This window comes from Micromonospora sp. WMMA1363 (genome assembly GCF_030345795.1).
Taxonomy (GTDB): Bacteria; Actinomycetota; Actinomycetes; order Mycobacteriales; family Micromonosporaceae; genus Micromonospora.
The window spans coordinates 3,722,051-3,734,455 of record NZ_JAUALB010000001.1 but is presented as its reverse complement, the minus strand read 5'-3'; the positions used below and the strand labels follow the sequence as shown (position 1 = coordinate 3,734,455).

Genomic DNA, 12,405 nt, shown 5'->3' with positions numbered 1-12,405 from the left:
ACTCGAGAACAGCCCGGTGCGCACCGGCGGTGAAACCGAACCACATCTCGCGAAAGTGAGCGCCGCCATGGAGTTCCTGCTGTTCCTGCTCTTCTTCATTCTTCTCGCCGCCGCTTCGGCGGCCGGCCTGACCGCCGACAGCCGGGATTCGGCGGACTGGAAGCCAACCAACGGAGGCCGCCGCTGACGGTCTCGCGCCTGCTGGGCATTCTGAGTGGATTCGCCGTGAAAATCCCAGGCAGGACCGCACCGGAAAGGGGCGGCCCCGCCGACGGGCACCATCCTGCGTACGGCAGGCTAGGAGCCATGGCTGACGGCTCCTGGTACGACGCCGACATCGACCACGTGATCATTTCCGAGGCGCAGATCCGCGAGAAGACCGCCGAACTCGCCAAGCAAGTCTCGGCGGACTACGCCGACGTCGAGGACGGACTCCTGCTCGTCTGCGTCCTCAAGGGCGCGGTCATGTTCATGGCCGACTTCGCCCGGGCGTTGGGCCGGCACGGCCCGCCGGCCGAGCTGGAGTTCATGGCCGTCTCCTCGTACGGCCAGGGCACCAGCTCCTCCGGTGTGGTGCGGATCCTCAAGGACCTGGACCGGGACATCGCCGGCCGGCACGTGGTCGTGGTGGAGGACATCGTCGACTCCGGGCTGACCCTTTCCTGGCTCCTGCGCTACCTGGAGTCCCGTTCGGCGGCCAGCGTCGAGGTGGTCGCCCTGTTCCGCAAGCCGGACGCGGTGAAGGTCCAGGTGCCGGTCAAGTACGTCGGCTTCGACATTCCGACCGAGTTCGTCGTCGGCTACGGCCTCGACTTCGGCGAACGCTACCGCGAGCTGCCCTACGTCGGCGTGCTCAAGCCCGAGGTGTACGCCCGGTCCTGAGGCCGCCCCGGCCGACATTCAGCGGACTCTCAGCCAGGCGGACTACGGTGGAGGCCGGTGGCTTGGAGGCACTCTCCACGCCCGACCCCTCGCACCGCGTGACCGGGCGGTAGGGTGGCCGGGTGCGGAGCTCCCGCCGCGCCGGCTGAAACCCCGGTTCGCCCTACGCGTAAGTGCCCGGCTGGCAAGGTCGCACCTCGCGCGCACGGTGTACCGTCGAATGACCGCGGCGCAACTTCGCGCCTCGGGGTCGAGGCCGGTCCGCCGGCGGCTCGGCCGCCGCGCTGGCGGCGACACCATCAGACGGTCAGGACGTCGATCAGGAGGATGCGGGCGCCGCGGTGCCCGACGACAGTATGGAACGTACGCGTTTCTTCCGCCGACCGGTGGTCTGGATCATCCTGGTCATCCTCGGCGCCGTTGTGCTCAGTCAGCTGTTCACCGGTGGTCCCAGCTACCACCGGGTGGACACTTCCGTTGCGCTCGACCAACTCAACTCCGGTGGCATCAAAGAGGTCGTCTTCCAGGACAAGGAGCAGACGCTCCGGCTCGACCTGGCCGAGAAGACGAAGTTCGGCAACACCACCACCGACCGGATCGAGGCGCAGTTCCCGTACGAGGTCGGGGGCGAGGTCTGGAACAAGGTCCTCGAGGCCAAGGCGAACAACCGGGTCACCGGCCCGGCCAACGTCGAGGTGTCGTCCGACAGCATCTGGGTGAGCCTGCTGGTCAACCTGCTCCCCATCGCGCTGCTCGTGCTGCTGCTGCTGTTCTTCATGTCCCAGATGCAGGGCGGCGGCTCCCGGGTGCTCAACTTCGGCAAGTCCAAAGCCAAGATGATCACCAAGGACACGCCGAAGACCACCTTCGCGGACGTCGCCGGTGCCGAGGAGGCTGTCGAGGAGCTGCACGAGATCAAGGACTTCCTGCAGAACCCGGCGAAGTACCAGGCCCTCGGCGCGAAGATCCCGAAGGGTGTGCTGCTCTTCGGCCCGCCCGGTACCGGTAAGACGCTGCTGGCCCGCGCGGTCGCCGGTGAGGCCGGGGTGCCCTTCTACTCCATCTCCGGCTCCGACTTCGTCGAGATGTTCGTGGGTGTCGGCGCGAGCCGGGTCCGTGACCTGTTCGAGCAGGCCAAGGCCAACGCCCCGGCGATCGTCTTCGTTGACGAGATCGACGCGGTCGGTCGGCACCGTGGCGCCGGTATGGGCGGCGGCCACGACGAGCGCGAGCAGACCCTCAACCAGCTACTCGTCGAGATGGACGGCTTCGACGTCAAGGGTGGGGTCATCCTGATCGCCGCCACCAACCGGCCGGACATCCTCGACCCGGCGCTGCTGCGTCCTGGCCGCTTCGACCGGCAGATCCCGGTGGATGCTCCGGACATGGAAGGCCGCAAGGCCATCCTGCGGGTGCACGGCAAGGGCAAGCCGTTCACCCCCGACGTCGACCTCGACGCGGTGGCCCGGCGGACCCCGGGCTTCAGCGGCGCAGACCTGGCGAACGTGATCAACGAGGCTGCCCTGCTCACCGCCCGCAGGGACCAGCGGGCCATCACCAACGACTCGCTGGAGGAGTCAATCGACCGGGTGATCGCCGGCCCGCAGCGCCGGACCCGGGTGATGAGCGACCAGGAGAAGAAGATCACCGCGTACCACGAGGGTGGGCACGCGCTGGTCGCCTGGGCGCTGCCACACGCCGCGCCGGTGCACAAGGTGACGATCCTGTCCCGGGGCCGGTCACTGGGCCACACTCTGGTGCTGCCCACCGAGGACAAGTACACGCAGACCCGGGCCGAGATGGTCGACACCCTGGCGTACGCGTTGGGCGGTCGGGCCGCCGAGGAACTGGTCTTCCACGAGCCGACCACCGGCGCCGGCAACGACATCGAGAAGGCCACCCAGCTGGCCCGAGCGATGATCACTCAGTACGGTATGAGCTCCAAGCTCGGTGCGATCAAGTACGGCACCAGCGGCGACGAGCCGTTCCTCGGCCGCAACATGGGCCACGAGCGGGACTACTCCGACGCGGTGGCGGCCGAGATCGACGCCGAGATGCGGGCGCTGATCGAGCTGGCCCACGACGAGGCCTGGGAGATCCTGGTCGAGTACCGGGACGTCCTGGACAATATCGTGCTTGAGCTGATGGAGAAGGAAACCCTCTCCACCGCCGACATGGCCCGCATCTGCGCCCGGGTGGCGAAGCGTCCGCCGATGGCCCCGTACAACGGCTTCGGCAAGCGCCAGCCCTCCACCGAACCGCCGGTGCTGACCCCGGCCGAGAAGGACGAGCTCAAGGCCCAGGCCCAGGCCGACGGTGCCTCCGTCAGCGGCGGTCCGGCCGCCAACCACTCGGACGGTTCGCACTGATCAGCGACGACGCGGCCGCCAGCCTCGACCGAGGGCTGGCCGCCTCCGCCACCGAGCCGGGCGACGACGCCATGGACTACGTCGCCGCCCGGCTCATCGGCGGCAAGCTGACCGGCCGTCCGGTCGAGGAGACCATCGACCTCGGCCGGATAGAGAAGGCGGTCCGCGAGATCCTGATCGCGGTCGGCGAGGATCCCGACCGGGACGGACTCCAGCAGACCCCGGCCCGGGTGGCTCGCGCGTACACCGAGCTGTTCGCCGGGCTCCGCGTCGACCCGGCTCAGGTGCTCACCACCACCTTCGAGGCCAACCACGAAGAGCTGGTTGTCGTCCGGGACATCGACGTGATGAGCCTGTGCGAGCACCACCTGCTGCCGTTCCACGGCAGCGCGCACATCGGCTACATCCCCGGGCCGGACGGCCGGATCACCGGCCTGTCCAAGCTGGCCCGGCTGGTCGAGGTCTTCGCGCGCCGCCCCCAGGTGCAGGAGCGGCTCACGTCGCAGATTGCCGACCTGCTCATGGAGCGACTCGAGCCGCGCGGCGTGATCGTCGTGCTGGAATGCGAACACTTGTGCATGGCGATGCGCGGCGTTCGGAAGTCGGGCGCGCGGACCATCACCTCGGCTGTCCGCGGCACTCTACAGCGGGACGCGAAGTCCCGCGCCGAAGCGATGACACTGATCAACTCTCGCTGACCAGCCCCGCCCCCTCGGGGTGACCACGACGCTCCGGATCGCCCGGGACGCGCGTCGCGGCAACCAACACGACCAGCGGTCACGACACGTGTGGCTCAACCAGACAGGAGCACGAGCAGCAGCGCGCCGCTGACCAGAACCGCCGGAACCAGGCTGACCAACCCACCCAGCCGTGTGGTGCGGTCCACCCGCCCGCCGGCGGCCGGTGGAAAGAGCCGGCCGACCGCCAACCAGCCCGCCACGAACGCCACCGCCGGCATCGGCAGGCCGCAGATGAGTGCGGCGCCGGTCACCGGTCCCGGACCGGTCGCGACGAACACCACCAACTGGATCAGCGGCACCACGAGGGCCAGCGGCGCGTACACCAGGAGGTTGCGGGCCGCAGCCGGCCAGCCAGCCGCCCCGACCAGCCCGCGGGCGGCCAGCGCGGCGTCCGCCGCCTCCGCCCGGTCGCCGGCGCTGCGCAGCGCGGCCAGCACCGCCGTCGGACTGTTCGCCATGGACCGGGTCGCCTCCGACAGCTCCGGTGGCGTCGGCACCAGCGAGATCGGTGGTACGCCCGCCTCCCGCAGCCGTGCCTCCTGCCTGGCCAGACGGGCGCGTACCATGGCCAACTCCGCACGAGCGGTCTGCACCGCCCGCGCCTGCTCACCGGCGGCGACGGCCGCGTCCCGGCGAACCCCGTCGAGCTGGCGGGCCGCGGCGAGATAGCCGGTCCAGGCCACGGCGACCGGATCGGGATCGACCCCGGCGGCTGCGGGGTCTGCCGCGACCCGTTGCCGTCCAGGGCCCGTGGCGCGGGTACGGGAGCGGCTCATGCCGGCACACCCTCCTCGTCGAACGGAACCAGCACGGTGCCCTGCTCACCGGGCCCGTCCCAGAGCATCGCCCGGGCGGCCCGGGGCCGCCAGTCCACCGTCCGGCCGAAGACGGTCGCGAGCTGTGCCCCGGGCACGTCGACCACGGCGACCGCAGCCAGCTTGGCCACCTCACCCTCGGGCTCCAGCAGAGACGCGAACGGTGCAACGGTGCGCCAACGGCCCAGCAGGTGCCGCCCGGCCGGCGGCCCCTCCCGCAGCAGGGTGCGCAGCCGGTCCGGCGGGAGCTGCCCGGCGTCCAGCTCGAAGTCGACGAGGTAGGTCGGCCCGGTCGCGTCGAGGGCGTCGAGTAGACCAGTGCGGTCGACGGCCTCGACCGGATGCCGACCGGCCAGCTCGGCGGCGAGCGCACCGGCGAGCCTCCGGAAGTCGTTCTCCGGAGCCACCACCACGAATCGAGCGGCACCGGGCGGGTGGTGAGCGGCGACGCTGCGGGCGGCGGTGACCAGAAGCCCAGCCGCCTCCGGGCCCGGCCCCAGTACGGCCAGGTTGCGGCCCGGAGAGGGGCCCAGCGGCACCGTCACCGTCGACCGGGTCACGTCCAGTGCCCGGCCCAGCAGAGCCGCCGGTCCCGGTGCTCCGTCGGCGACCGCCGCGCGGTAGCGGGGATCGTTGCGCAGCGCCGGGCGTGCGTACCCGGCGAAGACAACCGGTGGCGCGGAGCGCAGCGGGCGGGCGTCCCACAGCCGGTGTCGCAACGACTCCACCACGTCGGGATGGTCCTGCGGGTCGGGGAAACGGACCGTTCGCTCGTGCCCGCGGATGGCGCCCCGGGGGCCGCCCAGCCCGCCGGCGGTGTTCACGACCGCGCTGCCCACCGGCAGCCCGGCGGCGGAATCGTTGGTCGGCTCGAGCACCGCGCCGCCGCCGGGCAGCGCCACCCGCACCGGGAACTGGCCGAGGACCGAGTCCCGATCCGCCCGCGTCCCCAGGCCCAGGTCACCTTCGCCGGCCAGCAGCAGGTGCACCCCGTACGAACGGCCAGCCCGGGCGAGGGCGTCAAGCCGGGCGGCCGCCTCGGTGGCGATCCGGTCCCGGCCGGTGAGGAGCACCGGGAGATTGTCGACCACGCAGACGATCCGCGGCAGCTCCCGGTGCTGCCGCAACTCGGCGAAGCGTTGGCCACCGGCCCGCGCGCCGGCGTCCTCCCGGCGGCGCACCTCCGTCGCCAACAGGTCGAACAGATCCAGTAGGTACTCCCGGTCGGTCGCCATCGCGGCGGCCCGCACCTGGGGAATCCACGACCGGTCCCGCTCGGTCTGCAGAAACTCCACGAAGGACTCACCGACGCCGAGGTCGGCCAGGTAGAGGACCAGTTCGCTGGGACCGTACCGGGCCGTCAGGCCGAGCAGGGCGGTGGTGAGGAAAGTCGACCGGCCGGCGCCGGAACGGCCACTGACCAGCCAGTGCGGGGTCAGCTCCGTGAAGCCCAGCGAGACGGGCCGACCGCTCGCGTCGCCCACCGTCGTCGACAGGCCGTCGACCGAACTCGCCGTCCACAGCGGCTCGCACTGGTCCGGCAGCAGGTCGGCCAGGGCCAGCCGCGAACCGGCTTCCACCTGGTCGGCGAGCCGGCGGCAGACCGTTTCGACGAGGTCGGCCGGCGGATCCGGCTCGATGAAGACCGGAGAGTTCAGGCCCCCCGGCGGATCCACGCTGCACGGGCCGTCGGCCGTGCTGCCGGGCGGTCCGGGGGGCGGCGCACCGTGCGGGCCGCCCGGGAGGTCGACCGGATGGCGGCCCGGGCCGGCGAACGACGCGTCCGGTGGATCCCCGAGCAGGGCGTACGCGGTGCGGATCGCGAGCAGCGCGGCTCTGGGCACCGGCGGGCAGGCGGGCGGCCTGCCCGCCACCAGGAGATGCAACCCGTTCAACCGGCCCTGCTCGGCGAGCGCCTCGATCCGGGCCAGGTCGGTGCGGCCGGTCGGCTCGGGTAGCACGGCGATCACCAGCAGGAGTACCCGGTCGTGACGGCGGCGACCGCCCGCGCCGGGCGTCACCCACTGCTCCGCCTCGGACAGTACCGCGCGTAGACCGGCCACGTCCGTCGCCGGCGGCGGGAGGATCCCGGCGTCCGCGAGCGTCGCGAACGGGGCGAGCGCCGTACCGGTCGCGTCCACCGCGCGGACCAGCAGCGAACCGGCGGGCGTGGCTGCCAGCAGGCGCAGTAGTACGGCCCGAAGCAGGCCCGCCACCCGGGGATCCCGGGCGTCGGTGTCGATCGCGAGGTTCCCCGTGCCGATCAGCGGGACCAGGGCGGGGAACCGGGCGTCGTCGAGCGGTGCCGCTGTACCGACGCGGACGAACGGTGGCGGGTTCTCGCCGGCGGGAGTGGACGGAGTGAGCGTGTCCAGCGCCGCACCCGCCCAGTCCGGGGCGAGCAGTGCGGCGGCGCTGCGCAGTCGGTCGGCCAGCTCGTACTGGCGGACGTGGTCGGCGGGTGCGGGACGGATACCGTCGAGGACATCGGCGGCGGCGCTCGCAGTGGCGGCGGCCCGGCGGTGCAGGGCGGCGGCCCGGCTCGCCCGTGTCCTCGGACCGGCCACCGTGTCCACCCCCTCTACGCGAGGTCGGCAAGCCCTCCCCGCGCAGAGACGGTAACCCAGGATGACCCGCCCTCGGCGGAGGTGCGGCGGTGCTGCACCGGTGTTGTCGCAGATGTCACCGATGGGTATGGGGCCGTCACGATCCGCGAAATCTGGGGCATTGGGTCTCCCGCCAGCAGCGGTTAGCCTCAGGGGGTGGAATCAGTGCAGCCCCCCGCCGGTTCCCAGGTCTCCCGGGTACCGGCCCAGCGACCCCCCTCCGACCAGTTGGGGCCCCCGCCCCCCACGTCGGCACCGGACCCGCCGCGCCGCCGGGTCCGCACGATTCTGACCGTGACCGCGGCGATGCTGACGGCCCTTTTCCTGAGCGGGCTGGCGGCCGGCTATCTGCTGTACGACCGCGCGACCGCCCCCGACCGCAGCGCCCCCGACGTGGTCGTGGACAACTACCTGCGTGCCTTTCTCGTGGACCGCAACGATATCCGGGCTACCCTCTACATTTGCAGCGAAGAACCTGTGGACTTGGCCGCATTGACGGCGCTACGCGCCGAGGTTGAACAGCGGGAGGCGAGCTTTGGCGTGGATGTTAGGGTCAGCTGGGGCCCGCTTAACCGGTCGGAGAACCAGCGGGGTGAGTCGGTTGCTACGACGCTCAGCATCTCGAGTTCCGCAAACGGCCAGCCGCGAAGTAGCCGCCGGGAGGACTGGATCTTCGATGTCGTTCGAAACGAGAAGGATTGGCGAGTCTGCGGCGGTCGCAAGGTGAGCTGAGCACTCATTCGAGCCACAGGAGGTGAACCGGGACCTCGAGAGTGGTGGGTGACTGGCCGCGCCAGGCCCAGCGGTACCACTCGAACTCTTGGGCGATCCGGACGCAGATGTCCCCGTCGGCGCCGGAGTAGGTCTCGGTGACCGCCCGCAGGTCGCGGTGCTCAACCGAGTCGGCCACGTGCACGACCCGTCGGCCCGCGACGGCGTCCGCCTCGAAAACGGGGGTGGGGGCGCGATGCGCCGGCGCGTCCAGCGACACGAGCCGGTCAGCCTCCCCGCCGGTCGGCGGCCGGCGCTCACCGACGGTCTCCACCCAGACCCGGTCCACGGGCACCAGCGGCGCGAAGACCTCCACCTGGTCGGCCTCCGCGCGGTACCACTCGTGCTCCGGGATGACCGGTACGTAGGTGCGGCTGCCCTGCACCACGCGGTCGTCCGCGCGGAGGTCGCCCCGCCAGCCCAGGCCGGGCAGCCCGACGAGCACCCGACGCCCGCGCAGGTTCACGTGGGCGCTGGCCGGCACGATCTCGATCGGGTGGGGCGGCAGCGGCGCCCAGTCCGGCTGGCCGGCGAAGGGGTCGGGCAGCGGATCGGTCATGGCGGTCGGCGCCTCATTCCGTGCCTCGCAGCGGTGCCCCCCGATCCCGCATGAACGGCACCGGATCGATCGCGCCACGGCTGCTCCGGTCGCCGTCGGTGTGCACCTCGAAGTGCAGGTGCGGCCCGGAAGAGTTGCCGCTGCTGCCCACCTGGCCGATCTTCTCCCCCGCCTGCACCACCTGGCCGACCCGGACCAGGGGTTTGTCGACCAGGTGGCAATAGCGGGTCACGATCCCGCCGGCGTGCAGGATGTCGACAAACCAGCCGCAGCCGCCCTTACCCGGCCAGCCGTCCACCTTGCAGCTCACCTGACCGGCCCGGTCCGGGTCGCAGCGGGAAACCAGCACCCGTCCGGTGGCAGCAGCTCGGATCGGTAGGCCCTTCGGTGCCGCGATGTCCACACCGTTGTGCGCGGGCCGGTCCGCGGTGCGGAAGCCGGAGCCGACTCCGCCGGGGATCGGAGCGGTCCACCCGGAGGCGGCGACCCGCCCGGCCGCCGCCGCGTCGCAGGCCTGCCCACCGTCGACCGGGACGGTGCGGGCGGCTCCGCCGGCGAGCGCGTTGACGATGGTCGAGGCGAGCATCTCGTGCTTGGCGTACGCGTCTGGGAAGGCGCTGATCTGCACCGCCTGCGCCGCCTGGGTCAACGGGATTCGCTCCCAGTCGGGTACCTGGAGCAGCTTCTCGTAGAATTTGCCGGCGGCGTACTCGGGCGTCATCCGCTGGGCGACGGTGCCCCAGCCTGCCCGCTGCTGGAACAGGCCGACCGAGTCGTGGTCGGAGCCGACGCCCTCGTTCGGCTGGGTCCGCGAACCGGGCACCGTCGGGTTGGCGAGGTTGCGGAGCCGTGATTCCTGCATCGCTGTCGCCACGGCGATCACCCACCCTCGGGGCGGGACCTTCAGCTCCTGGCCGACCTTGACGATGCGCGCGGCGTTGCGGAGCTGGATCTCCCCGTACTGCGACATCCGGGGCATCTCACCGGTGATCTTGATGCGGAAGTCGCCGGTGCAGTCCTGGCTCGCCAGCCGCAGCCCGTCGCCACCGGTCCCGCCCAACTCGGTGAGGAAGAAGGCGCCGGCCCCACCGGTGCAGCAGAGCAGCGTGAAGGCCGCGGCGAGCGCGGCGGCCAGCGCCCCGGCTCGAAGCGGACGACGGAGGGGCCGGGCTACATGATCACTCATTCCTGCTCCCAGTCCACCGCATCCACCAGCCACCGGCCGTCGGGTGCCACCAGGTCGAGTCGGAGTCGCCCGGTGTCGAACGGCACGAGCACCTCGACGAAGGTCTCCGTCCGCGGTCGGACTGTCGCTCCGCCCGTCACCTGACCGGCGGGGACGCCCGCCGGATCCGCGCCGGCGAGCTTCTCGGTCAGTGCCAATGTGGAGAGCGGTCGCAGGCCGGCGTGCCACTGCTCGGGGCTGAGCCCCGGCCGCCCACGCCAGGCTGCGACGAACCGGTCGGTTGCCTGCTCCGGCGTCAGCTCACCGGGCCGGGTGACCGGTGTGGGCGGCGGCTCCGTGGCGATGGCCCCGTCGTCCCCGGCGGTCGGCGGCACCGTGGTGATCGGCCGGTCCGGGCGGTTGCTGAGCCCCGGATCCGACGGGCCGGCGGCCAGTCGGGCGGTGCCGATCACGCCGAACACCACGACGGCGAGCGCGAGCGCGATCCCGATCCGGGACCGGAGGACCCGGGTGAGCAGGGATTCGATCGTCCGTCGCACGGCCGTCACCGAGCCTCGGAGCGGATCCGTGAGGTGTGGCGCGCGGGGGCGGCGTCCGTCGATCCTGGCCGGTAGATCGCGAAGGAGGGGCTTTCCTCCGGGACGTCCGGCTCGGTCCAGTTGGCGGGTTGTCGTCGCTGCCGAGGCGTGACCGGTCGCCGACCGTCGGCCGACCGCCCCGCCGCCGGAGCGTCGGCGGGCCGTTCGCGTACGTCCGGCCGGCCGCCGCGATCGTCGGAGCGCACCGGATCCTCCAGGCGGGCCTCCGGTCGCAGGCTGGTTTGCTTCGCGACGACCGACCGGCGTCGCGTCATCGCCGGCTCTGCGGTGCCGCCGGGCTCGGCGACGTCGAGCCGGGCAGCCGTGCGCATGTCCCGGAAGAACCGGCGGTGCCAGGAGCCGGCGGAGCTGATCGCCTCGCTGTTGTCCTTGCCGCCGAGCTGGGTGATCCGCCGGTACGGGCGGAGCAGCAGCCAGCCGACCACGCCGCAGAGCCAGACCAGGACGACCTGCAACCAGCCGGGCAGGGTCGGCGTGCTCATGATGAGGTCCACCGCGAACAGGTAGATCGCGGCGCCGGTGCCGAAGATGGCGATGTTGAAGATGGCGGCGACGACGGCGTTGCCCAGCCGGCGCAGGCCGGCGCTGGCCGGCCGCAGCAGCCCCACCGTGCCCAGGATGGGGGCGGCGATCACCGCCCACCGGAAGATCAGGAAGCCGAGCAGCACCAGCACCGACGCGGTCAGGTCGAACATGGCGAAGAGCAGCGCGGCGAACACCGCGATGAACCCGGCGCCCACGCGGTCCATGTCCCGGACACCCTGGAGGTATTCGTACGCCTCCGGGTCCTCCGTCTGGATCTGCTGCGCGACCCGGGCCCACTGCTGCTGCTTTGCCTTGATGGTCGCCTCCCGGGTCGCCGGGTTCGAGCGGAGTTTCTCCGCCTCCTCCCAGGAGAGCGACTTCGCGTCGTACAGCGCGGGGCCGTACTTTTTCGCCGTTTCGCTGTCGGCGGAGCCCAGCGAACCCCGCAGCCAGTTTCGATACAGCATCGCCTCGGTCGCCGTGTCGCTCGCCCGGACCGCCGGCGGTCGATTATCTCTACACGATGCGGGATTAGGATCGTCGCACAAGTCCGGTGGCGTGTCCTTCGGGGCGGGACCGACGGCTTCGTGGACGACGCCCAGCGTGGTGATCAGGGTGCCGTCCGCGATGTTGGCCGACTTCACCGGCCAGGCGGCCAGGGCGGTCACCGCGACCATGACCAGCAGCGCCCAGCCCGCGGTCGTCATCGTGTTGCTCATGTCCGACTGGCGGGAGCGCCAGAGCAGGTAGAGGCCGACCACGCAGAGCGTGATGATGCCGAAGACGCTGAACACCTTCTGGTAGACGGCCTTGGTCGCCTGGTCCACCAGCGGGTCCGCCCAGCCCCACATCGTCCGCGGATCCCAGGCCCGTTCCCGCAGCGCGTTCGAGGCGCCGATGATCGCTGTTGCGATCATGAATTCGCCGTTCGCGACGGTGTTGGTGAACTTGTAGTCGGGATGGAGTACGGCGGTGGCACACCCGGCGTCAACGTCGTACGTGGTGTAGCTGTAACCGGCGTAGCCGTAGTCGCTGTAGAAGCCCTTCGGGCCGGGCAGCTTCGCGGACTCGGGACGGGCCGCGAACCATCCGGCGATCCCCGAGTCGGGGGCGGTCGGAGTCGGGGCGTTCCGACACCTGACGTCGTCCTCGGCGACCTCCTTCAGCTTGGTCACGCAGGCGCGGAAGTCGGCCTGCCACTCCTGCGTGGTGCAGAGGTCGCCCGGGGCCTGGGCGGTCAGCGGGGCGGCCGATGCCGCTGCCGTACCGACGGCCGGCCAGCTGATCGTCGCCCCGGCCAGGATGCCGAGGACGAGCAGGAATGTCGTCGTCCGTCTCCGGGGCCCGGCCATC

General features: G+C 71.6%; 11 protein-coding genes. 5 read left to right on the top strand and 6 right to left on the bottom strand.

Translation table 11 applies throughout. The features are described from left to right. Window positions 1-16: 16 nt before the first annotated feature. The 4 genes from QTQ03_RS17345 to folE all read left to right on the top strand — a co-directional run bounded on the left by QTQ03_RS17345 (window position 17) and on the right by folE (window position 3,949). Window positions 17-187 carry a hypothetical protein gene (locus tag QTQ03_RS17345; RefSeq protein WP_289281035.1) on the top strand — a complete coding sequence of 57 codons (171 nt, stop codon included), beginning with the start codon at window positions 17-19 and terminating at the stop codon, window positions 185-187. 119 nt (window positions 188-306) lie between these two features. After that, entirely contained in the window at window positions 307-882 is a 576-nt protein-coding gene (hpt, locus tag QTQ03_RS17340) for a hypoxanthine phosphoribosyltransferase (RefSeq protein ID WP_289278970.1), read from the top strand. Window positions 883-1,238: 356 nt separating this feature from the next. Continuing rightward, the gene (gene ftsH, locus QTQ03_RS17335; RefSeq protein ID WP_289278969.1) at window positions 1,239-3,251 is read left to right on the top strand and encodes an ATP-dependent zinc metalloprotease FtsH; all 2,013 of its coding nucleotides are present in this window, start codon (window positions 1,239-1,241) and stop codon (window positions 3,249-3,251) included. A gap of 35 nt (window positions 3,252-3,286) precedes the next feature. After that, window positions 3,287-3,949 (top strand): GTP cyclohydrolase I FolE, encoded by a 663-nt coding sequence (gene folE, locus QTQ03_RS17330; protein WP_289280873.1) that lies wholly within the window; start codon window positions 3,287-3,289, stop codon window positions 3,947-3,949. Between the two features lie 95 nt (window positions 3,950-4,044). Here folE and QTQ03_RS17325 read toward each other — a convergent pair whose 3' ends face one another. Together QTQ03_RS17325 and QTQ03_RS17320 are read right to left on the bottom strand one after the other, a co-directional pair. Further along, window positions 4,045-4,767, bottom strand: a complete 723-nt coding sequence (locus QTQ03_RS17325) for a hypothetical protein (RefSeq protein ID WP_289278968.1) — start codon at window positions 4,765-4,767, stop codon at window positions 4,045-4,047. After that, complete coding sequence (locus QTQ03_RS17320; protein ID WP_289278967.1) at window positions 4,764-7,382, bottom strand: FtsK/SpoIIIE domain-containing protein; 2,619 nt, start codon at window positions 7,380-7,382, stop codon at window positions 4,764-4,766. Before QTQ03_RS17320 ends, QTQ03_RS17325 begins: the two co-directional genes overlap by 4 nt. Before the next feature lie 195 nt (window positions 7,383-7,577). Between QTQ03_RS17320 and QTQ03_RS17315 the strand changes: the two genes are divergently transcribed. Further along, a complete protein-coding gene (locus tag QTQ03_RS17315) occupies window positions 7,578-8,144 on the top strand; it encodes a hypothetical protein (protein WP_289280872.1) in 567 nt (188 codons plus the stop codon). 4 nt (window positions 8,145-8,148) lie between these two features. Here the strand turns inward: QTQ03_RS17315 and QTQ03_RS17310 are convergent, their stop codons facing one another. The 4 genes from QTQ03_RS17310 to QTQ03_RS17295 are packed head-to-tail and all read right to left on the bottom strand — an operon-like array spanning window position 8,149 to window position 12,404. Further along, on the bottom strand, window positions 8,149-8,742 hold the full coding sequence (locus tag QTQ03_RS17310; RefSeq protein WP_289278966.1) for a hypothetical protein: 594 nt from the start codon (window positions 8,740-8,742) through the stop codon (window positions 8,149-8,151). 13 nt (window positions 8,743-8,755) lie between these two features. Continuing rightward, the gene (locus QTQ03_RS17305) at window positions 8,756-9,928 is read right to left on the bottom strand and encodes a M23 family metallopeptidase (protein WP_289278965.1); all 1,173 of its coding nucleotides are present in this window, start codon (window positions 9,926-9,928) and stop codon (window positions 8,756-8,758) included. Beyond that, window positions 9,925-10,476 (bottom strand): hypothetical protein, encoded by a 552-nt coding sequence (locus QTQ03_RS17300; RefSeq protein WP_289278964.1) that lies wholly within the window; start codon window positions 10,474-10,476, stop codon window positions 9,925-9,927. Before QTQ03_RS17300 ends, QTQ03_RS17305 begins: the two co-directional genes overlap by 4 nt. After that, complete coding sequence (locus tag QTQ03_RS17295; protein ID WP_289278963.1) at window positions 10,473-12,404, bottom strand: MFS transporter; 1,932 nt, start codon at window positions 12,402-12,404, stop codon at window positions 10,473-10,475. Before QTQ03_RS17295 ends, QTQ03_RS17300 begins: the two co-directional genes overlap by 4 nt. Between the last annotated feature and the right edge of the window lies 1 nt (window position 12,405).

What these genes read in the sequence shown, in the direction of transcription:
- QTQ03_RS17325 (WP_289278968.1), bottom strand. Translation starts at nt 4,767, where the DNA reads ATGAGCCGCTCCCGTACCCGCGCCACGGGCCCTGGACGGCAACGGGTC.
- ftsH (WP_289278969.1), top strand. Translation starts at nt 1,239, where the DNA reads ATGGAACGTACGCGTTTCTTCCGCCGACCGGTGGTCTGGATCATCCTG.
- QTQ03_RS17295 (WP_289278963.1), bottom strand. Translation starts at nt 12,404, where the DNA reads ATGGCCGGGCCCCGGAGACGGACGACGACATTCCTGCTCGTCCTCGGC.
- hpt (WP_289278970.1), top strand. Translation starts at nt 307, where the DNA reads ATGGCTGACGGCTCCTGGTACGACGCCGACATCGACCACGTGATCATT.
- QTQ03_RS17310 (WP_289278966.1), bottom strand. Translation starts at nt 8,742, where the DNA reads ATGACCGATCCGCTGCCCGACCCCTTCGCCGGCCAGCCGGACTGGGCG.
- QTQ03_RS17305 (WP_289278965.1), bottom strand. Translation starts at nt 9,928, where the DNA reads ATGAGTGATCATGTAGCCCGGCCCCTCCGTCGTCCGCTTCGAGCCGGG.